The organism is Nodosilinea sp. FACHB-131, from assembly GCF_014695395.1.
Taxonomy (GTDB): Bacteria; Cyanobacteriota; Cyanobacteriia; order Phormidesmidales; family Phormidesmidaceae; genus Nodosilinea.
In genome coordinates this window covers 73,381-94,446 of sequence record NZ_JACJOF010000010.1, presented here as the reverse complement: position 1 = coordinate 94,446, position 21,066 = coordinate 73,381, and the positions used below count along the sequence as shown (strand labels likewise).

General features: G+C 53.6%; 17 protein-coding genes and 1 pseudogene. 6 read left to right on the top strand and 12 right to left on the bottom strand.

The features are described from left to right. Positions 1-42 precede the first annotated feature (42 nt). The 11 genes and pseudogenes from H6F75_RS05695 to H6F75_RS05640 all read right to left on the bottom strand — a co-directional run bounded on the left by H6F75_RS05695 (position 43) and on the right by H6F75_RS05640 (position 14,772). Positions 43-1,998, bottom strand: coding sequence for a glycosyltransferase (locus H6F75_RS05695; protein WP_190750105.1), 1,956 nt, complete (start codon positions 1,996-1,998; stop codon positions 43-45). Between the two features lie 9 nt (positions 1,999-2,007). After that, positions 2,008-3,702, bottom strand: coding sequence for an FkbM family methyltransferase (locus H6F75_RS05690; protein WP_190750103.1), 1,695 nt, complete (start codon positions 3,700-3,702; stop codon positions 2,008-2,010). Positions 3,703-3,727: 25 nt separating this feature from the next. Continuing rightward, the gene (gene pseI / locus H6F75_RS05685) at positions 3,728-4,750 is read right to left on the bottom strand and encodes a pseudaminic acid synthase (RefSeq protein ID WP_242019719.1); all 1,023 of its coding nucleotides are present in this window, start codon (positions 4,748-4,750) and stop codon (positions 3,728-3,730) included. A gap of 42 nt (positions 4,751-4,792) precedes the next feature. Further along, positions 4,793-6,307 carry a UDP-2,4-diacetamido-2,4,6-trideoxy-beta-L-altropyranose hydrolase gene (pseG, locus tag H6F75_RS05680; RefSeq protein WP_190750098.1) on the bottom strand — a complete coding sequence of 505 codons (1,515 nt, stop codon included), beginning with the start codon at positions 6,305-6,307 and terminating at the stop codon, positions 4,793-4,795. A gap of 3 nt (positions 6,308-6,310) precedes the next feature. Continuing rightward, on the bottom strand, positions 6,311-7,048 hold the full coding sequence (locus H6F75_RS05675) for a glycosyltransferase family protein (RefSeq protein ID WP_190750096.1): 738 nt from the start codon (positions 7,046-7,048) through the stop codon (positions 6,311-6,313). After that, positions 7,045-8,211, bottom strand: coding sequence for a UDP-4-amino-4,6-dideoxy-N-acetyl-beta-L-altrosamine transaminase (pseC, locus tag H6F75_RS05670; RefSeq protein ID WP_190750094.1), 1,167 nt, complete (start codon positions 8,209-8,211; stop codon positions 7,045-7,047). Before pseC ends, H6F75_RS05675 begins: the two co-directional genes overlap by 4 nt. Positions 8,212-8,214: 3 nt before the next feature. Further along, a complete protein-coding gene (pseB, locus tag H6F75_RS05665; protein ID WP_190750086.1) occupies positions 8,215-9,231 on the bottom strand; it encodes a UDP-N-acetylglucosamine 4,6-dehydratase (inverting) in 1,017 nt (338 codons plus the stop codon). Positions 9,232-9,264: 33 nt separating this feature from the next. Continuing rightward, positions 9,265-10,599, bottom strand: a complete 1,335-nt coding sequence (locus H6F75_RS05660; protein WP_190750078.1) for an ABC transporter ATP-binding protein — start codon at positions 10,597-10,599, stop codon at positions 9,265-9,267. A gap of 92 nt (positions 10,600-10,691) precedes the next feature. Beyond that, positions 10,692-11,155, bottom strand: a pseudogene (locus tag H6F75_RS05650) (ABC transporter permease); the annotation flags it as partial. A 243-nt stretch (positions 11,156-11,398) separates the two neighbouring features. Continuing rightward, positions 11,399-13,993, bottom strand: a complete 2,595-nt coding sequence (leuS, locus tag H6F75_RS05645) for a leucine--tRNA ligase (protein WP_190750073.1) — start codon at positions 13,991-13,993, stop codon at positions 11,399-11,401. 188 nt (positions 13,994-14,181) lie between these two features. Next, positions 14,182-14,772, bottom strand: a complete 591-nt coding sequence (locus tag H6F75_RS05640; RefSeq protein ID WP_190750071.1) for a chromophore lyase CpcT/CpeT — start codon at positions 14,770-14,772, stop codon at positions 14,182-14,184. Between the two features lie 77 nt (positions 14,773-14,849). Here H6F75_RS05640 and H6F75_RS05635 point away from each other — a divergent pair, with 77 nt between their 5' ends. Genes H6F75_RS05635 through H6F75_RS05625 form a run of 3 tightly spaced genes read left to right on the top strand, consistent with a single transcriptional unit; the run spans position 14,850 to position 16,058 of the window. Next, on the top strand, positions 14,850-15,206 hold the full coding sequence (locus H6F75_RS05635) for a hypothetical protein (protein WP_190750069.1): 357 nt from the start codon (positions 14,850-14,852) through the stop codon (positions 15,204-15,206). Beyond that, on the top strand, positions 15,187-15,723 hold the full coding sequence (locus H6F75_RS05630; RefSeq protein WP_190750067.1) for a plasmid pRiA4b ORF-3 family protein: 537 nt from the start codon (positions 15,187-15,189) through the stop codon (positions 15,721-15,723). The genes H6F75_RS05635 and H6F75_RS05630 overlap by 20 nt, the downstream gene beginning before the upstream one ends. A gap of 32 nt (positions 15,724-15,755) precedes the next feature. Further along, on the top strand, positions 15,756-16,058 hold the full coding sequence (locus tag H6F75_RS05625) for a putative quinol monooxygenase (RefSeq protein WP_190750065.1): 303 nt from the start codon (positions 15,756-15,758) through the stop codon (positions 16,056-16,058). A 109-nt stretch (positions 16,059-16,167) separates the two neighbouring features. Here the strand turns inward: H6F75_RS05625 and H6F75_RS05620 are convergent, their stop codons facing one another. Further along, complete coding sequence (locus H6F75_RS05620; protein WP_190750063.1) at positions 16,168-17,223, bottom strand: low specificity L-threonine aldolase; 1,056 nt, start codon at positions 17,221-17,223, stop codon at positions 16,168-16,170. A gap of 205 nt (positions 17,224-17,428) precedes the next feature. On the opposite strand from H6F75_RS05620, the gene H6F75_RS05615 reads away from it, so the two are divergent. From H6F75_RS05615 to H6F75_RS05605, 3 genes are all read left to right on the top strand, one after another. Then, positions 17,429-17,962: an LptA/OstA family protein gene (locus H6F75_RS05615; protein WP_190750061.1), complete on the top strand. Its 534-nt coding sequence runs from the start codon at positions 17,429-17,431 to the stop codon at positions 17,960-17,962. 755 nt (positions 17,963-18,717) lie between these two features. Further along, positions 18,718-19,620: a hypothetical protein gene (locus tag H6F75_RS05610; protein WP_190750059.1), complete on the top strand. Its 903-nt coding sequence runs from the start codon at positions 18,718-18,720 to the stop codon at positions 19,618-19,620. A 146-nt stretch (positions 19,621-19,766) separates the two neighbouring features. Then, positions 19,767-21,014 carry a glycosyltransferase family 4 protein gene (locus tag H6F75_RS05605; RefSeq protein ID WP_190750057.1) on the top strand — a complete coding sequence of 416 codons (1,248 nt, stop codon included), beginning with the start codon at positions 19,767-19,769 and terminating at the stop codon, positions 21,012-21,014. Positions 21,015-21,066: the final 52 nt, after the last annotated feature.

Sequence of the window (21,066 nt, the reverse complement as noted above, 5' to 3'; positions counted from 1 at the left end):
GTTGCGATCGGGTAGCCTGTTTAACTAAATCAACAGATAGGGCTACACCTCGACCCAGGGCAGCTTTTCTACCGCTGGCAGGCGCTCTTTTTGGCCCTGCAACACCTTGGGGTGGGTGAGGCAAGACTGCACCGATACCTCAGGCAGCAGGTCGTCGCCCAAACCGTTGGCGATAAAGAAGGCGTTGTAGCCGTACTGGTTGCAGCCCACTAGCCGATAGCCTTTAGCTGAAGCCAGCTTGACAAAGGCGGGCAGGGAAGCGCCATAGAAATCGGGGTGGGTGTCGAAGCGGTTGAAGTCGGCCTTGTAGGGTACTGTCAGGGCGCGATCGCCGCCCAAAATATCCTGATACTCAACCATTATTACCCTAGGTTTGACCACCTCTAGGCAGTCGAGCAGCCAGTAGTCGATGCCGTCAATGTCTAAAGAAAGCAAGTCAATTTCGCCTGTAAACCCTTGCTGGGCAATTAGCTGATTGATGCTCTCAGCCGTTACCCAGGCATTGACAGCCTGCGGAGGATAGATAAAAGTGTTAGGATTTTGCGCATAAAACTGTCGCGAGGCCGCTACCAGATCTGGGTTGCCCTCGATCAGCAACCCATGCCAGCCCCAGTTAACAATCAGATTGGTGCTGTTAGCCCCAACAGGGTGCCCAGCAGCGATATCAATGCAGTATTTGTTCGTGGTGCCAACTAAGGCAAAGATATACAGCAGCAGCCCGTCTTCATCAGCCTGGGAATAGACCTTGAAACCTGTGTCGCTAAAGCTGGGTAACCTATTGGGCTGGTGCCGCAGTTGCCGATACTGAAGCCAGAGCTGCATTTGGGCGCACTTGCTACCGAGTGCTTCCGCCTCGGCGGCAGTAGACTGCATAACCTTAGCCAGGGGGGCAGATAGGGTAGATTTAAGCTGACTCAGCATGGTGGGAGCCATAGTAGGTGGGGTAGACAGAGGTAAGGGCTGAACGGCGTGGGGTGCAACAACGATATCGGGCAGTTTGTAGTCCCAATAGTCTTCCTTTAGAACCCAAGCTAAAAGGTCTGGCTGCTGCGCCACCTGCTGTTGATGGAACTGCAACCCTGCTTGGTAAGCCACTTTGCAGCGTTGCCGAATCGTTCGGTACTCGGCGCTACCCTTAGCCAAACTGGCCAATTTTCCTTTGACCTTACCGAGGTAGTGATTTAACTGTTGGGCTTGTTCGGTGGCGTTTGCTCCAGCATCTTGGCTGCGATAGCGATCGCGAATAGCTGTGTAGGAATCGCACACCCCCTGGTAAAAGTAGCGCGATTCAAAATACTCAGGCGTCAGGCGGGCAGCGGGCACTACGTGGTGCAGCAGGGCATTGGGGGCGTAGAGGGCTTTGTAGCCTTTTTGGTTAGCCTGGCAGGTTAGGCCCGTCTCGCCATCGCCCTGAAGGTGCTGCAACCGTTTGGGAATGCAGTCGGGATGGAATCCGCTCAGCTCAAACAATGTACGTTTGCGAATCGAGAAGTTTAGCCCCCAAACGTAGTTGGCATCGATAGAGTGGCTCTTGTCGCCCAAGTCGAGCAGACTTAACTCGGTGCAGAGCTGCCCACCGGGACATTTTTGCCAAAAGTACTGGAGCCAGGGGGGCGGTGTGCTCTCGTAGCGAGGCAGATTGCGCCCGCCCACCAGATGAACTGTCGCATCGGCAAAGGCATTTTGAATAGCCGCTAACCAGCCTGGGTCAAGCTCTACGTCATCATCTAGAAACGAGAGAATATCGCCCTTGGCCTCCTGGGCACCCCGGTGCCGCCCCGACAACAGCCCCGGCTCAGGCTCAAAAATGTAGCGTAGTTGGACCGAGGGCAGCTGATCTACAAAGCTTTCGGCGATCGCTTTGGTGTGGTCGGTAGAGCCATTATCTACTACTAAAACCTCAAAGTCGGTATTTGGAGCCTGTTGCCGAGTCAGCGACTCAAGCGCCAGAGCTAGACTATCGGCGCGGTTCAGAGTAGGAATAATGACCGATATCATGGTGATGACCTAAAGGGGCGATCGCTGCAAATACCAAACCTGGTCGTCGCAGTTGGGAATTGCCTCAACCAGGCTAAAGCCTAAGCCTGTCAGGTTTGCCTTTAGTGCTGCTAGCTTGTCTGGTCCCAGCACGGCGTGTACCTCGATGATGAGCTTGCGCACAGTGTCAAGGGTTGCCTGGGCAAACAGGTCGTATTCGCCACCCTCAATATCGACCACCAGGAGAGTGGGCTGATTCTTTTCCAGCTCTTGCCTGAAGGATCTGACCGGCACCTCAATTACCCGATCCACAACCTCGGTGAGAGGCTGTACTGGCGACGAACTCCAGAAATCGTCGGTGACATAAAATTTTTCAGTTTTGCTGGTGTCTTCGGTGTTAGCCACCATGGCGATCGCCACCGTTGGGCAAACCCGATTTTTGGCATGCAGCGTTTGGATGGCCTCCTTCAGTACTGGATTGGCCTCGTAGGTGAAGACGCGATGGTCGCCGACTTTTTTGGCGCAGTAGGCCGACAAAAAGCCAATGCCGCCGCCAATTTCCATTACCGTGTCGTGCTTTTCTAAGTACTTTTTCAGCAGGCTGATCTCGCCAAATTCGTAAACGCCGGAGTTGATGGTCTGCCGAATGAGCGGCGAAATCATCTCGCTGGCGGGAATGTTAACCCCCTCAAGCTGGCGGATATTGCCGGTGAGAGCCTGAGTAAGCCGTGATTTGGTCGGCTGGGCTAACCGCCGCAGTTTTTTCGCAGCGCCACTGGCTTTGTTGATGGGCCACCGGGCCAAGTGGCTAGCCCAGGCTTGGTAGACGACCCGCCGCAGCGTAGCTTTGCTGTCGGCTTGGCCAATACCCAACTTGCTCAAGCACAATGCACGGGTGCGATCGCTAATTGTCACCTCTGCATTCACATCCAGCTCAAACAGGCGTTGAAATTCAAGGAAATCGCGCTTTTCGCGATCGTCTGTCAGGTTATCAACGGTGTAGGTGCCGGTCGGTCGGTTGTGGTCGTGGCCGTGATTGTTGAACACTGGCGGCATGCCGTGGATAAAGAATGGAATCCCCATCTCGACCGCATAGAAAGTGTAAGACCCCACCATGTTGCTGGTGCAGTAGCGGTGCCGCCGCAAAGTGGCATAAAAAGTAGTGGCGAAGTCTGGGTCGGCCATGTGCCCGGTAGTAACCACGGCCATATCGCGCTCTAGAAATGAGGTGTGCCGCCCAGCCAGCAGATCTTTCCAGTACAAGCACACGGTGACAGGCTGATACTTGGCAGGTAAGCTCAGCAAGTCGTCGGCGTACTTTTCCCAGTCGATCACCACGTCAATTAAGTGGGTGGAATGCACTGGAAAGGCGACGGTGCCCCTGGCATCGGCGTCTGGTTCAATTTGGTTGAGGGTGCGGCAGGCAACAAAGGGCGAGCCGCTAACGTAGGCGCGTTTACCAGTCTGCCTAACGTACTCATCCCGCTGGGCGGCACTGGTGAAAAAGATAGGCTCAGTGGTCAGCAGATCACAGTTGGTCGTCGCCTCGCTAATGCGAACGCCATGATCCATATGAATATGCAGGGGAATACCCTCGGGCAAATCCAGATCGCGCTTGAGCCATTTCCCCAAGCCATAGCACTGATAAGCTTCTGGAGCTGAGTATTTTTTCTCAAAGGCGTTAATGCGTTTGATCTGCTGCTCTAGGTCGGGGGGGTAGCCCATAAATATCCGCTCAAAAACCGCTGGTTTACAAAATCAAATCCCAGGTAACAGGAGTACCCGCTGGGGTGGCTTTTTTGATGGGTTTGCCGATTAAGTCCTCGTAGTATTTTGGGGCCAAACCAAACCCAGGCCGAATGATCCGCAGGCTATCGGCGGTGAATACCTCACCTGCTTCCATAGGTTGCCCCACATACAGGCTGCGCCTAAATCTTACCGATTTTTCTTCATCTTTCGTGGCCCCATAGCTCACATGACCCAGCGATTGCCAGGCCCGCTCACTTTCAACGACCAGTTGGTGCAGTTCGTCCGGTTCCATGGAAAACGCTGAGTCTACTCCGCCATCGGCCCGGCTAAGGGTGAAGTGTTTTTCGATCAGAGTGGCCCCCAGGGCAACACTGGCAACGGCAACGCCAATGCCCAGGGTGTGATCTGATAGGCCCACCTGCACGTTAAACAAATCCCGCAGGTGGGGAATGGTCATAATGTTGGCGTTGGCGGGGCTAGCCGGGTAGGTGCTGGTGCACTTGAGCAGCACTAAATCTTGGCACCCGGCAGCGCGGGCAGCGCGCACAGCCTCATCAAGTTCGGCAATGGTGGCCATGCCTGTAGAGATAATCATGGGTTTGCCGGTGCTAGCCACTTTGCGAATCAGCGGCAGGTCGGTATTTTCAAACGAGGCAATTTTGTAGCAAGGCACGTCAAGGGTTTCGAGAAAATCGACGGCAGTGGCATCGAAGGGGCTGCTAAAGCCCACCATGCCGTGCTCTTTGCAGCGATCGAAGATGGGTTTATGCCATTCCCAAGGGGTGTAAGCCTGCTGGTACAAGCTGTAAAGCGAACTGCCTTTCCAAAGGCTATTAGGATCTTCAATAAAGAATTCCCTCTCTTTGATATCGAGAGTCATGGTATCAGCAGTGTAGGTCTGGATCTTCAAACCATGTGCCCCTGCTTTGGCTGCCGCATCCACAATTTCTAGAGCACGATCCAACGACTGATTATGGTTGCCCGACATCTCGGCAATAATAAATGGCTGGGCAGCATTATCCAATCTATAATTGCAAATATTTATTGTCTTCATAAAATCGATAAATTAAAAGCTGTAATTTTGTTTTGCTAAATGGATTACATTTGGTTCATTGCCGTCAAGCCTTGAAGACGGCATGTCAATTTGCTTAAATCCTGCCTTCAAGAAAGCCTTAATGGATGCCAGATTATCGCGTTTAATGTATGCGTTTATTTGACGCAACTTTGATTCACTCAATATTTTTTCGGAGGTTTTTTCAATGATTGGAAAGGCATAACCCTTTCCTCTATGTTGACTGGCAATAGTGATTGAAGCTACGGCTTCATTTTTGAAATCAATGTCATATCGAATTAGGCCTACAGGCCGATCTCGATTATCTAGAGCAATATCCATTCTACAACTTTCAGATTTAATCTTGGTATCGAACCATTGAATATGCTCGTACCAAGAAATAGGTTCTGACGAGAATGAAGCAGCTCTCGTTACTGAATCATTGGCCCAATGCCAAAGCAACGAACAATCCTCTTTAACAACAGGCCTAAACCTGATAGGGTTGTTTTGCAGAGTCATTATCAGTCGATCGGAGCCGTACCCATCTACTAAGCTACTGGATGTTTTCGACAGACTTGAGCGCAATTCCTGCTGCTTGAGGCACTTTTGTAAACAATGAGCGAGAGAGTCGATCGCAAAATCTTTATGAGAGCCAATACCGATGACGACACTTAAATCAGAGAGGCTTTTCACAATTGCAGTTTGGTTTTCTGCCAATGTAATCGCTATACTTGGTAGCCCCATAAATGCAGTTTCCCAACAAGTACTTCCTCCCGCAGTGATCGCTAGATCGGCCCAAGCCATTAGCTCAGGCATGTTTGTCACATTTTGCTTCAGGATAATTGAAACTTCTGAGCTTTTTATTGCCTGATCAAGTTGCTCATAGTAGGGGTTACTACCTCCTACTATAATAACAACCTCCAAGCCCTCAATCTGGGCTTTTTGCAACGCCTGAATAACTAGCAGAGTTACATTGTCTGGATCAGAACCACCTAAGGTAACCAACACCTTAGAGGCTATAGATGGTATCTGTCGCTGCCAGGTGCGCCAGGGCCAAAACTCTTTTCTGAGCAGTGCGTAGCGAGTACCCAAAAGTAACTGCGTGTGAGACTCTCGACTGGGGTAAAGCGCTGCATCGGCAGTAATATTTTGGTTTAGCACTGCATCGGCCCAGTAGTGCGACGCATGACCATAGTCGTCGATCGCAAGCACCTTTAGCCCCGCATCCTTTAGCCATTTTTGGTACTCAGCCCCAAAATGGTAACCATCCACCACCACCCAATCGGCCTGACATGTTTTAGCCAGCGCGATCGCCTGTTGAGCATCACCCTCGCTCCCGCCCTGAGCTGACAAATAGCTGACCTGCGCCCCCTCATCTAGAACCCGCTGCGCCAGACTAGCCCCCTCGCTGCCCATCAAAAAATAGGCCTGCCCGCCCTCAGCCAAACAGGCTTGAGCCAGGGCCAAGCAGCGCATCACGTGACCTGTTCCTATCTGAGTTGAGGCATCCGCTCGAAAAAGAAGGTGCATGGGCTATTGTCCGTAGGCCTTTTGCTCAACATGGCTGTTGATGACAGTCCAGTCGGGGTGCTGACTGAGCAAGTCTAGGCAGTCTTGTAGGGTGAAGTTTGGTACCTGGGGATACAGCGCTTCCAGCATGCGTTTGATCAGTTCGAAATCTTCGGGGGTATCCACCGTCCAGCGGTGACGGCTGAGATCTTGAGCAGTGGTCACTTGACCGATCGCATAGCGATTGGGATGGTTGTAAATAAACGGAGTAACATGCTCGCGGTCGGGCTGTGCAATGGCCTCGCGGTGAGCCTGCTCTAGTGCTTGGGCTGAGAATACTTCAGTATCTAGCCCCCGTGGGTAACTGCGCCGAAGCGAGTTGGAGACATAGTCGTAGCGATCGCGCTGAGCTATATAAACCTGTATAACCTCATCGATAACCTCTGGATCAATCAACGGACAGTCTGAGGTTACACGCACCACAACATCGGCTTGGGCGGTCTGGGCGGCCCGGTAGTAGCGCGACAACACATCCTGCTCAGAGCCCCTAAAATAGTCAACCGCTAGGGCTTGGCACAGCTCAACGATTGGGTCATCAGCACTGTTTTCAGTGGTGGCAATCACAATGCTGTCGGCGGCCTTTACCCGCTTGAGCCGTTCGATTTGGTACGTCAGCAACGGTTTACCCAGCACGGGTTTGAGCACCTTGCCGGGCAGTCGCGTCGAGGTCATGCGGGCCTGCACGATAATTGTGATTGTCATGTTAAGCACGCTCGCAAACAATCGACGACGTAATCTTGCTCGTCTAAGCCCATCTCGTAGTGCAGAGGTAGACTGATGGCCTCACGGTAGTACTGCTCCGCCTCCGGAAAATCGCCCGGCTGAAAGCCAAGGCTTTGGTAGTAGGGCTGAGTATGCACAGGAATGTAGTGCAGGTTTACCCCAATACCCTTGTCTCGCAGGGTTTCAAACACCTGCCGATGGCTCAACTGGAGAGTATCGAGCATGAGCCGAATCACAAAGAGGTGCCAGCTAGAGGCCGCATCCAAATGTTGAACGGGCAGCATGATTGGCAAACCCTGCAAGAGTTCGAAGTAGCGATCGGCCAGCATTCGACGACGCTGCACAAAGGCCGGCAGCCGCTGCATTTGGCTGGTTCCCAAAGCTGCTTGAATATCAGTCATTCTGTAGTTAAACCCCAGCTCTAGCTGCTGGTAATACCAGGGGCCGTGGCTTTCACCCTCCATATGTTCGGGGGCACGGGTAATGCCATGGCTGCGCAGACGCACCAGCTTGTCGTAGAGTGGCTTTTGGTTAGTCAGCACCATGCCGCCCTCTCCAGTGGTGATAATTTTGACTGGGTGAAAGCTAAACACCGCCATGTCCGAAAACTCGCAACAGCCCACGGGCTTGCACCGATACTGCCCGCCGATAGCATGGGAGGCATCTTCAATCACGGTGAAGCCGTACTCTTGGGCCAGGGGTGCGATCGCCGCCATATCGCACGATTGCCCCGCAAAATGCACAGGTACGACAACCTTAGGCGGTGTATTGTCTTGCTGCGCTTGGATCAATTTCTGCTGCAGTAGGGCAACGTCGAGGTTGTAGGTCTTAGCATCGATATCCACAAAATCGACCGTGGCCCCGCAGTACAAACCACAGTTGGCCGAGGCCACAAAGGTATTGGGCGATGTCCAAAGCGCAGTGTTGGGGCTGAGTTCAGCGGCCAGGCAGGCAATGTGGAGCGCGGCGGTAGCGCTAGAGACAGCCACAGCGTAGTTGACGCCGCAGTAGTCAGCTACAGCCTGCTCAAACTGGGCGATCGCAGGTCCTTGGGTCAGCCAGTCAGACTTCAACACCGCAACCACGGCATCAATATCTGACTGGCTAATGCTCTGCCGACCGTAGGGGATAAAAGGGGCCATTGATCAAACAGAAAAGTGAGGGTCAACATGCGATTTGATGAGGTTTTGTAGCTCCTCAACACTGAGAAACTTTTCATTTTGCCCCGAGTTGTAGCTAAATCCTGGTTCTACAGGCTTAGCATCCATTTTCTTGCAGTACTCTTCGATTGAGTACGCCCCCTGAATCGGCAAAATAGCATAGTAATGGCCAAGATCTACGGTGGTGTAAGAGTCTGAAGTCGTAATCATCTCTTCGTGGATTTTTTCGCCTGGCCTAATGCCTACAACTGGGTAATCACAGTCAGGACCAATGGCCTTGGCCACATCAGTAATCAGATAAGACGGAATGCGCGGCACAAAAATTTCTCCTCCCCAACCGTGCTTAATTGCCCAAAGCACCATGTCAACCCCCTCTTCAAGGGAAATGTTAAATCGGGTCATGGTGGGGTCTGTGATCGGCAAAACACCCTCCTTGCGTTTATCTAGAAAGAAAGGAATAACCGACCCCCGAGAGCCCATCACATTACCGTAGCGAACAACGGAGAAACTAAGCTCGCGTATGCCCTTAATGTTATTAGCAGCGATGAATAGTTTGTCGGAGCAAAGTTTAGTCGCTCCATAGAGATTAATGGGAGCTGCCGCTTTGTCGGTGGAGAGGGCAACAACCTTCTTAACTTGGGTACTAAGGGATGCCTCAATTACATTTTCAGCACCTAAAACATTAGTTCTGATGCACTCCATCGGGTTGTATTCGGCAGTGGGCACTTGTTTTAGGGCTGCCGCGTGGATGACAATATCAATTCGCTCAAAGGCACGAATTAGCCGCTGCTGATCTCTCACATCGCCAATAAAGTATCGAATGCCGGGATATTTCGATGGTGGAAATACTTGGGCCATCTCGAACTGCTTTAGCTCATCTCTTGAGTAGATGACGAGCCGTTTAATACTAGGAAATTTTTTGAGAATGGTGTCAACAAACTTTTTGCCAAAGGAGCCGGTGCCGCCAGTCACCAAAATGGATGTATCTTCAGTAATTTTCATGGTAAATAGTTTGAATGTAGCGAGTCTTTGGTTTTACTGTTCTGTTTTGGCAAAAATGGTTTTGCCTAAGTTATCATCTTGAGAAATTTGCCACCGACTAGGGGTATAAACCTGTGTATTGGTGGAATACCTTTCGAAGTAAGCGTATTGGTTGGTGATTTGAGACTCTTGAACAGTAAATCCTGTAGCCTCATGGACGGCATCGTCGTAAGCTTCTCCCTGTTTTTTCACCCAGACATTGACAGAATATTCTCCTGGAAATAGGTGAATAGCTGGTACGAAAGCCTCAACTGTGTGACAGCCTGGAATGGCCACATTCAAATTGTTTTCCCAATTAGAAATCAGGTAGTGCAGTCTAACGCCGTGCAGGTTACAAATGGCAATGCCAATCTCGTAGCTATCGCTTGACACCTTGAAATCAATCGCAACTCTGAAGCTGACCGGTTGTCCCATCTGAAGGGTGGTTACACAGTGACCGTCAATATCTAGAAGGCTGAAGCTTTTTAGTGTTGCATATTGCTTTGGGCCATACCGTTCCGTCAAGCGGGTAGATAGATCAACATGGCCAGAGGTAACAAGATTGGTTTCAGATACGTATTTAGCGATCGCAGTGCGGGCATTGCCCCGAAACGACACTTGCCCGTCGCTTAGCATCAGGGCCGTTTGGCATAGTGACTCCACTGCGGTCATGTTGTGGCTAACAAAAAGAACGGTTCTGCCCTCTTGCTTGGCCACATCACCCATCTTGCCGAGGCACTTCTTTTGAAAAGCGGCATCGCCTACCGCCAGCACTTCATCGACCACTAAGATCTCAGGTTCTAGGTGAGCAGCAACGGCAAAGGCCAACCGCACATACATACCGCTGGAATACCGCTTGACTGGCGTGTCTAAAAACCGAGAGACTTCAGCAAACTCAACAATTTCATCAAATCTGCGGTTAATCTCGGCCCGGCTCATACCTAAAATTGCACCGTTGAGAAAGATATTCTCTCGCCCGGTTAGCTCGGGATGAAACCCGGTGCCCACCTCTAGCAAACTGGCCACCCGGCCTCGCAGACGAACTCGCCCTTTAGTGGGCTCGGTGATACGGCTGAGAATTTTAAGCAGTGTTGACTTGCCCGCCCCATTGCGGCCAATAATGCCCACAACCTCGCCCTGGTTCACTTCAAAGGAAACATCCTTTAGCGCCCAAAACTCATCGTGTTGAGGTTTAATTTTGTGCTTAAGAGGATAGCGTAGACGACGACTGAAAGACTTGACCCCATCGGCAACTACGTCGCGTAGGGCTACGTAACGAGAGTTGCCCTGCTGCTGGCCAAGAACATACTTTTTGCCGAGATTTTCGACTTGAATAACTGAGTCTGACATTGAGGGGGCTGTGGAACGGGGGCAGTTCACCTAGCTGGCGCATCCGCCATTGTGCTCATTGTGCCCCTAGGCTTTATGAAAGTTGCATGGGTTTATATAACGTCAGCAAAGGTATGCTTCCCACGGCGGAAATTTAGCATTCCGGTGACCAGCAGCACCAGCACCAGCGACAGCAAAAAGCCCGGCCAGTACAGCGATAAACCGACACCTATAATGATCCAGCGAACGCCACGGATTATGCCTGCCATAGATTTGAGAAATAGAGCAACCGCCAGTGATTAGGAATGATGGCGCTGCTGAAACCCACCGGCGATAGATCAAGGCCAAACTGCACCAAAAACGGTACTACGTAGCGAAAATCGCGGTACTGCCCATTGAGGCCCGCTAGCCGCAGGCCTGCCCCAATGGCTACTGCAAAGGCGATCGCCATAAACACAGGCAGCGTCACCACCTGTCCCGAGGGCACCTGCTGATACCAAGCCATCAGCTCCAGCAGAATCAGGCCTGAGGTTAAAAAGTTCACAAAGCCAACAATCATCACGCTAGCGGGCACCACCGCGTCACAGGTCGCGAAAGTATTGCGCTTCACTTCTGCCCGCCTCGATGATCAGTTCGGGCGGGGCGTTAGGAACAGGGTGGTGGGGAAGTTTTAGGCGGAGCATGGGCATAGGTTTATCAAGCTCTATGAAGGCCGGTGCGTTGGGATGTTTAAGAACTAGGGTTCAAGGTCTAAGGTAGAACCTTGAACCCTACACCCTATGCCCTCTCCATAACCGTGTAATTACCCTAGAGGTATCCTCTACCCCCCCACCACGAAGTTCACCAGCTTGCCCGGCACCACGATCACCTTCTTGATTTCCTTGCCTTCCAGGTAGCGCTGGGCCGCTTCCGACTCGCGGGCGTACCGCTCCAGGGCGGCTTTGTCGGAGTCGGCAGGCACCTCTAGAGTGCCGCGCGTTTTGCCCATAATCTGGATGACCAACGTGATCTCATCTACCACTAGGGCAGCGGGGTCAAACACGGGCCAGGGAGCGCGGTGAACTGAGTCGGTATTGCCCAACTGGTGCCACAGTTCGTCGGCCATATGGGGGGCAAAGGGGGCCAGCAGCAGCACCAGGGCGCGCACGCCCTCGGCATAGACCGGGGAATCCTTAGCGGCAGAATCGGTGAGCGCGTTGCTGAGCTTCATTAGCTCCGACACGGCGGTGTTGAACTGGTAGTCGCCGTCGATGTCTTCGGTGATTGCCTGAATGGCGGTGTGGATGGCACGGCGCAGGGTTTTCTCATCTTTGGAGAGATCAGCGGCGGCCACCTCCCCGGCGGGCGAACCACCGTTCGCCCCTACAGTGGCGATGTATTCGATGACTAGACGCCAGACGCGGTTGAGAAATCGGAACTGCCCCTCTACGTCGGCATCGTCCCACTCCAGGTCTTTTTCGGGGGGTGCTTTGAAGAGAATGAACATGCGGGCGGTATCGGCCCCGTACTTGGCCAGCACCGATTTGGGGTCGACGCCGTTGTACTTCGACTTCGACATCTTTTCGTAGAACACCTCCAGAGCATCCCCCGTGTCGGGGTCCACAGGGTTTGTAGGATCAGCGACGTCCTCTGGGGCGACGTACTTGCCGGTTTTGGGGTTTTTGTAGGTGGTGTTTTGCACCATGCCCTGGGTTAGCAGCCGTTCAAAGGGTTCATCGCAGGCGAGCAGGCCGCGATCGCGCAGCACTTTGGTAATAAACCGTGAATACAGCAGGTGCAAAATGGCGTGCTCAATGCCGCCTACATACTGATCCACCGGCATCCAGCCGTTGGCCTGGGCCTGGGCAAAGGCCGACTCAGGGTTCTGAGCATCGGTGTAGCGCAAAAAATACCAGGACGAGTCGATGAAGGTGTCCATGGTGTCGGTTTCGCGCTGGGCGGGGCGATTGCAGGTGGGGCAGGGCACATTCACCCAGTGCTCTAGCTGCGCCAGGGGAGAGGCTCCCCGCCCCGAAAATTCCACATCCTCAGGCAGCGTCACCGGCAACTGTTCGTCGGGCACGGACACAATGCCGCACTCGGGGCAGTGCACCACGGGGATGGGAACACCCCAGTAGCGCTGGCGAGAAATCAACCAGTCGCGCAGGCGGTAGTTGGCCTCACCGTGGCCTTTATCGTTGGTTTCCAGCCAGTGAATGGCGGCTGGGACGCTTTCAGCCTCCCCTTTACCCGCCGGAATGTCATTGAGCGGCCCAGAGTTGATCATCACGCCTTCTCCGGCCCAGGCGGCGGTCATGGTGTCGCCGTCGAGAGATTCCCCCACTGGCTGCACTACGACCTTGACAGGCAGGCCAAACTTGCGGGCAAACTCAAAGTCGCGCTGGTCGTGGGCGGGCACCGCCATAATTGCCCCAGTGCCGTAACCCATCAGTACGTAGTCAGCAATCCAGATCGGAATTCTGGCCTCGTTGACGGGGTTCACGGCATAGCTGCCGGTCCACACACCAGTTTTTTCGCGGTCTTCGGCGGTGCGATCGATCTCGCTCTTGGCGGCAGCGGCCTTGCGGTAGTCGTCTATGGCCGCGACGCGATCGGGCGCAATCAGCTTCTCCACTAGGGGATGCTCGGGCGACAGCACCATGAAGGTTGCGCCCCACAGGGTATCGGGTCGGGTGGTAAACACCGGCAGCGCCTCTCCCGACTCAGTTTTGAAAACCACCCGTGCGCCGGTCGATTTGCCAATCCAGTTGGCCTGCATGGTGCGTACCCGCTCGGGCCAGCCGGGCAGTTTATCCAGGTCTTGCAGCAGCTCTTCAGCGTAGTCGGTAATTTTGAGGAACCACTGACGCAGCAGCTTTTTCTCGACGCTCGCCCCCGATCGCCACGACTTCCCCTCGCTATCCACCTGCTCGTTGGCCAGCACCGTCTGGTCGATGGGGTCCCAGTTGACCGCCGCCTCTTTCTGGTAGGCCAGCCCCATTTGCAGCATTTGGATGAAAATCCACTGGGTCCAGCGGTAGTAATCGGGAGCACAGGTCGCTACCTCGCGTTCCCAGTCGTAGGAGAGGCCGAGTTCTTGCAGCTGCGCCCGCATCTGGTCAATGTTTTGGTAGGTCCACTGGGCGGGGTGAACGCCGCGATCGATCGCCGCATTTTCCGCCGGTAAACCAAAAGCATCCCAACCCATGGGGTGCAGCACTCGGTAGCCCTGCATCCGCCGCACCCGCGCCACCACATCGGTGATGGTGTAGTTGCGCACATGGCCCATGTGCAGGTTCCCCGACGGGTACGGAAACATTGACAGCGCATAGAACTTAGGCTGATCGGGGTTCTCGATCGCCCGATCTAGCCCCTGCTCGGCCCAAGCCTGCTGCCACTTCTTCTCGATGTCTGCGGGGATATATTTGGACTCCACGTCCTTGACTCCTAATGCTGCACTGGTGCGATGTTCCCCATCATAGCGATCAGTGGCGGCGGGGGAGCAAGTGGGGGTGATGGAGCGGGGGAGTGAAGGAAAGTTTTGAATGTTGAATTTTGAGTGTTGAATTGATGCTCTACCGCAAAAACTCAAAACTAAGAACTCAAAACTCAAAACTTCCCTCGTTACCCCTTCACTTCATCGGCAAAGCTCGCCCGGCGCTTAAACTCAAACGGCCCTGCCAGCGACCCCCACAGGTGCTCATGGGTCTCTGGGTCGCGGCCTCGGTCCCAGCTGACGAACTGGTCGGCGTCGATTTCAAACTCGCTATCTAAATAAGTGGTCTTGCCGTTGCGCTCGACCATACAGGCTTTGCCGGGTTGAACCGCTCCTTTAAAGCTGTGGCCTGTCCAGTGGACGATCATGTCGCAGCCGGGGGTTTTCTCAAAGTGGTCGGCGGTGAGCTTTGAGAGCTGCTCCAGATTACGAGAGGCTCCGTAGAAGGCTTCGCCGTCCTTGAGGGTGTAGTTCTCAATCATAATGTGGTCGCCTTGGGCGCTGAGCTTCATGCCTCGGGCGCGGTAGGGCTGCTGGATCATAAAGTCGTAGGCCTGCTCAATGTAAAATCCTAGGCCACCTAGGGTTTCGGTGGGCAGGGGGCGCATACAGACGCGAATGTGAGCAAACAGCGGCGGGTTTTCGAAAGCTTGCTGCTGGTTGCTAAAGTCTGCCGCCATCCAGCGGGCCAGGGTGTGAATATCGGTGGCGTGAGTCATGGATGGGTTTAGAAATCATCGTGGTAAGGTTGACCCTAGTTTACAGGTTTGACGAGAGACCGTCAGAAAAGACCGCGATGAAAAAGCTCCACCTAGCGCTCTCATCCAACGATATCGCTGCCTCTGTGGCAGATTACTCTGCCCGTTTGGGATGCCGCCCAGCGCTGGTAATTGAGGGCACCTATGCCTTGTGGCGCACGGAGACGCTGAATCTCTCCATTCGCCATGCCCCTGAGGTAGCGCCAGGGCAGCTACGCCACCTGGGCTGGGAAGATGACGAAGCCCAGGCATTTACCGCCGAGGTGGATGTCAACGGCATTACCTGGGAGCACTTCGCCGCCCACCACCAGGCTGAGGAGATTCAGGCCGCGTGGCCGGGGACAGAGTATCGAGTCGAGGGCGGCAAAGAAACCAATGGACACCATGGAACCTGACCTGACTACTGAAACCTACCATCTGCATGTGGAACTGCTGGACAGCGACCCCTATATTTGGCGGCAGATCGCTGTGCGGGGTGATGCCTCCCTATCTGAGCTTCACCGAGTGTTGGCGGCGGCAGTGGGGTGGTCAGGGGAAGCTGACTACGTGTTTAAGGGCCAGGGCAAGGATTTGCAGGCTGGGGAAGATCGTGCTCTCTCTACCCTGCTCACCCAGCCCGGCGAGGCATTGATCTACAACTATGCCCCTGCCCAGGGTTGGCTGCACAAAGTTACGCTAAAGGCGATCGCCCCCCTCGACCATCCCCTGCCCCACTGCACTGCTGGAGAGCGCCAGTGCCCGCCGGAGTTTTGCAATGGTGTGTGGGACTACGTTGACCTGATCGATCGCTTGGGCGATGGCGATGATCCTGATGAAATCGATGCTCTCTGGCAAAAAGTCGGCTACGATTTCGACCCTGAACGGTTTGATTTGGCGGCCGCTAACCAGCGATTGCAGGGGCTATCCCTCTGAGTTCACTCTGACCTGTCAGGAGAGCTTTGAATATGATTTTGGTATCTGGAAAAGTTCGCTTTCACCAAGACGATCTAGAGCGAATTCGTCCTGCAATAGCAGTCATGATCAACGCCAGTCTGGCTGAGGACGGCTGCATTGATTACGCCTACTCGATCGATGTTTTAGATCCAACCGTTATGCGAATCATCGAGCGCTGGCGCGATCGCGCCGCCCTCGCTGCTCACTTCCAAACACCCCACATGGCCCAGTGGAATGCAGTGCTGGCCGAGCTCGACATCAGCGATCGCGAGCTTTTCATGATGGATGGCGATCAGCTGGAATTTGCAGTATGACCAGACCACGCCAACCTGTGGGGCAACCTTAGCAAGGGCAAAGCCATTAGCCGTTAACCGACAATAGCCTCACCACCGAAGTGCTGACGTCAGTCAATCTCAATGGCGTTTAGGGCTGATTCGCATCCTTAATGTCACTCACCAACTCATCGATCGCCTCAATAGTCGTGTTCCAGCCACACATCAGTCGGGCACCGTCACTGCCGATGAAGGTGTAAAACTTCCAGCCCCGACGATAAAGTTCGTCGACTAGGGGCTGAGGCATTTGCACAAACACCCCATTGGCCTGGCGCGGAAATAGAATCTTCAGCTCGGGAATTTGTCGCAGCTGTTGCTCTAGATAGGCAGCCATGCGATTGGCGTGCTCGGCATTGCGCAGCCACACGCCCGTCTCTAACAGCCCTAACCAGGGGGCTGAGATAAACCGCATCTTTGAGCACAGCTGCCCCGCCTGCTTGCAGCGGTAGGCAAAGTCTTCAGCCAAGCTACGGTCAAAAAAGAGAATCGCCTCGCCTATCCCCATGCCGTTTTTGGTGCCGCAGCAGCACAGCACGTCAACGCCGGCCTTCCAGGTCAGCTCAGCCGGGGTTTTGCCTGAGGCCACCAGGGCATTGGCAAAGCGCGCCCCATCCATATGCACCTTTAGCCCATGGTGGCGCGCCAGACCGCTGAGGACCGCTATCTCGTCGGTGGTGTAGAGAGTGCCTACCTCTGTAGCTTGAGTGAGGCTAATCACCTTGGGCTTGGGATAGTGAATGTCGGTGCGCTTGGTAATCAGCCGCTCCACATCGGCGGGGTCGAGCTTACCGTTGTCGCCTTGGGCCAGCAGCAGCTTAGAGCCATTGCTGGCAAATTCAGGGGCGCCGCACTCATCGGTTTCGACATGGGCCAGCTCGTGGCAAATCACGCTGTGGTAAGACTGGCACAGCGCCGCTAGGGTCAAGGAGTTGGCCGCCGTGCCGTTGAAGACAAAGAATACCTCGCAGTCAACTTCAAAGACATTGCGAAAGGCATCCGAAGCCTTCTGAGTCCATTCGTCGTCGCCATAGGCAGGCACATCTCCCTGATTAGCTTGCAGCAGATAGTCTAGAGCTTCGGGACAGATGCCGGAGTAGTTGTCGCTGGCGAACTGGAGGGGGCGGGTAGTTGGTGGGGCGGTGAGCATGGCGGCGCTGGGTGGGGGTGTTTTGAGGATAGCGTGAGGAGTGAGGGGCGATGAGGAGGGTAGGGGGATGTAGGGAATGCTCCTCTAGAGGCGATCGGGTGGACGGCGGGGGGAGTGGACCAGGAATGGCAAGAGAAGAAGGGGGATGCAGTAAGATTGGGGGGCTATGGAAGCATTGAACCGGAACAGGATTGGGTATTGGGCTATGGCGTGTAGGTCTCGCTGGGTTTGGATAGTAGCAGCGGTGGCTGGGGCCTCAGTAGCCCTAGATGGAGGTGACTTGGCTCCGTTGGGAGGGGCACCAGCCCAGGCCCAGGATGGCGGCACCATTACCCTGCGCTCAGATATTCAAGAGGCCAATGCAGCCACGGGCATCATTACCGCTCGGGGCAATGTGCAGATCGATTACCCAACTCGCGGCATCCAGGCTACGTCGGCCCAGGCCGACTATTTCAGCAATGAGGATCGCATTGTGCTCAGCGGCAATGTCGTCGTGACTCAGAAGGGCAACACACTGCGGGCCGAGGTAGTCACTTATCTAATTGAAGAAGATCGCTTTGTGGCCACCCCTCGTCCCAACGATCAGGTTGAGGCGGTTTATATTCTGCCTGAGTCACCGCCTGCGCCAGCATCAAACAGCGGCGGGACAGGCGATCGCGCTCCTGCCCCACGCCCTCCAGTGGTGCTAGATGTTAGCCCCGTCGAGGGCGGAGCTCAGCCCTCAAATCCTAGTCAATAAAACGCTGTTTCCTAACTCTAAGAAGGTTTTTGGAAGTATAAGTCGCTACCAAAAACCGCGTCTAGGCCGGTGAGGGGTCTGGCCCACTTGACGCAAACAACCACAATGTTACGCTCGATAAGCTGTTTGGAGTTAGCTTCGATTACCAGCTACTTAATACCGTAAAGCTGAATTTGTTTGTTTGAACTTTATCAATTTCTTACGAATTGAGGATGGTTTGAGAAGCCTTTTCACGCGATCGCAGGTTATTGCCCACGGCTTAGCTAATATAAGTATGAGCACACGCAGTAGAAGATTCGTATTACAGCTCTGTCCAAATCGGTCAGATCGGTATCAATGTTCAACACTGGCTATGCTTTAAGTGTTCCCTGGATTATTAAAGATTACTGCACGATTAACTAAGCCAAGTTGATTCCTCCAGAATAAAACGCTGATGAAGTTGCGCAGGCTGGAAAAATACCTGTGTTTTTTTAGGCCGTTAAGTACGTGATATTGCGGTGTTAGCTTGATGCTAAATCTGCTTTTATCATCGGTTGATTTGCGGTGCCTCGACACTTTTTTAGACTAATGCAGTCTTATTGTTCTAGGGATTCGTACATCTCCCTAGAGACAACTCTAGCGTCTTTTGTAAGCTGCTTTAGGAGCTGTGTTTATTCCTGGGAATCGTTGCGCATAGTATTTCTTTGACTTAAAAAAACATGCTTACTCATTTTCCTTGCGTTCCGTTTCTGTCGGAAACTTTTGCCGGCAGGTTAGTGCAGCGCTCGATCAAGAAAGTAGAAAATATTCTGCGGCTCTTCCGGGGCGACCCTAAGTTTTTGGTAATGAGTTGGCTAGCTCGATTTATCGCAATCCGAGAGTGGGTTGCCCGTCGCGGCGAATATCTTCCTCCAGCGGTGCTTGATGCGACAGTAATTCACGATGCGGAGGGGGCCTGTCCCCTAATGAGCCCAGGCCAGGTGGCGCAACTGATTCGCACCAATGGCTACTATGTTGGATTTTCGCTACAGCCCAGCATTCTGCAGGGGTTGTTAACCTTTGCCAAGACGACACCCTGCTATGCCAATCGCAATCCATCCCAGCCGTTTTACATTCAAAACAGGGATAAAACAGCGCAAGAACTAGGCGCGCCGCTGTTGGTGGCTGGCTATTTGGACCGCCATGAATCGTGCTGGGCTTATCAAAAAATCAAGCATGATCCTTACTTGTTGGCGATCGCGAGTGAGTACCTCAATCACCCAGCGGTGTATCTCCGGGGCGAGCTAGCATGGGGATTTCCGGCTCCTAATACCCTGACCGACAAAATCAAAACGGCGCGGGTTTACCATTGCGATATCAACGACTTTAAAACAATCAAATTTTTCTTTTACCTTACTGAGGTGGGCGAGGGCGAAGGCCCCCACGTCTATATGGAGGGTACTCATCGCACGAGAAAATTTAGCCACCAGAGCTTAGGTCAGCGCTGCGCAGCGATCGATGACGAAACTCTAGTTCAAACCTATGGCCGCGATCGCGTTCAGGTGGTTACCGGTGCTGCCGGACTAGGCTTTGCGGGAGATCCCTACTGCCTACATAAGGGCACCGTACCTATCGAAAACTCTCGACTGCTGCTACAGCTGGAGTTTGGTATTACCCCCTACCGCATCTGGTACTTTTAGGGTTTGTGGTGTTTGTGCTCCTTAGCATCTTTATGCTTTGGAGCTTGGACCGTATTATTCTCAACTAATCTTCAGAATAGGGCGTTTGCTAACATCATTTTTGCCCGCAATCGTTAAGGCGTATCCGTTAGGAATAAAGAATAGAGATGTCGATCGCTCAACTTGACGCTGCTGAGCCGGAGCCTAGAACAGTAGCCTATCTAGTTAATCAGTACCCTAAGGTTAGTCATAGCTTTATTCGCCGTGAAATTGCTGCCCTTGAAACCCAAGGGCTAACGGTGGCTAGGTTTTCGATTCGCTCCTGCGCTGATGAACTGGTAGACCCTGACGACATCGAAGAGCTAAACAAAACTCACATTGTGCTAGACCATCCCTGGTCTGAGCTACTACTCACCATCGCCCGGGTTGTGATACAGCGCCCCATGGCGTTTATAGCTGCCCTCGGCTTGGCCTTTCAGCTTGGCCTTAAGAATGAATCGGGGCTGCTGTATCACCTGGCCTACCTGGCCGAAGCCTGCGTGCTGCTGGCTTGGTTCGAGGTCGCCGACGTCGACCATGTGCACGCCCACTTTGGCACTAACTCAACGACCGTAGCTATGCTGTGCCATGCTCTGGGTGGGCCACCCTACAGCTTTACGGTGCATGGGCCAGAAGAATTTGACAAGGTGAGGGCGATTTCACTGGCCGAAAAAATCAGGCGCGCTGCCTTTGTTGTCGCCATTAGTTCCTTTGGTAAGAGCCAACTGTACCGCTGGACAGACTTGGAAGACTGGCCCAAAGTCCACGTTGTGCACTGCGGACTCGACCAAAAGTTTCTAGCCCAAGAGGTTACACCTATTCCAGAGCAGCGCCACCTGGTCTGTGTGGGGCGGCTCAGCGGGCAAAAGGGCCATCTGCTGCTGCTGGAGGCCATTAAGCAGCTTGTAGATACAGGCTATCGATTTACAGTTGTGCTGGTGGGCGATGGCGAAATGCGATCGCAGGTCGAAGCGTTGATTACTGCCTACGGACTGCAAAACTGCGTTTCGGTTACGGGTTGGGTCTCCAGCGAAATTGTCAAAACCCAGTTACTTAAAGCTCAGGCGCTGGTATTGCCCAGCTTTGCCGAAGGCTTGCCCGTCGTTATTATGGAGGCCTTGGCCTTGGGACGACCGGTCATTACTACCTCTATTGCCGGCATTCCTGAGCTAGTCGAAACTGGCGTCAACGGCTGGCTAGTTGTACCCGGATCGGTGGAGTCGCTGGTGGAGGCTTTGCGCGCTGCCCTCGATACCTCCCCAGCAGAGCTGGAGACTATGGGCAAAGCAGGCATGGCAAAAGTCGCGCAGCGGCACAATATCGACCTTGAGGCTGCCCATCTGGCCCAGCTTTTCGTTGGAAGTGGCCAAAGCTAGGCGGGTTTTCTAGGTTTGTCCCTGGCCCTCAGTAGTTTTGTAGGGCTGGGCT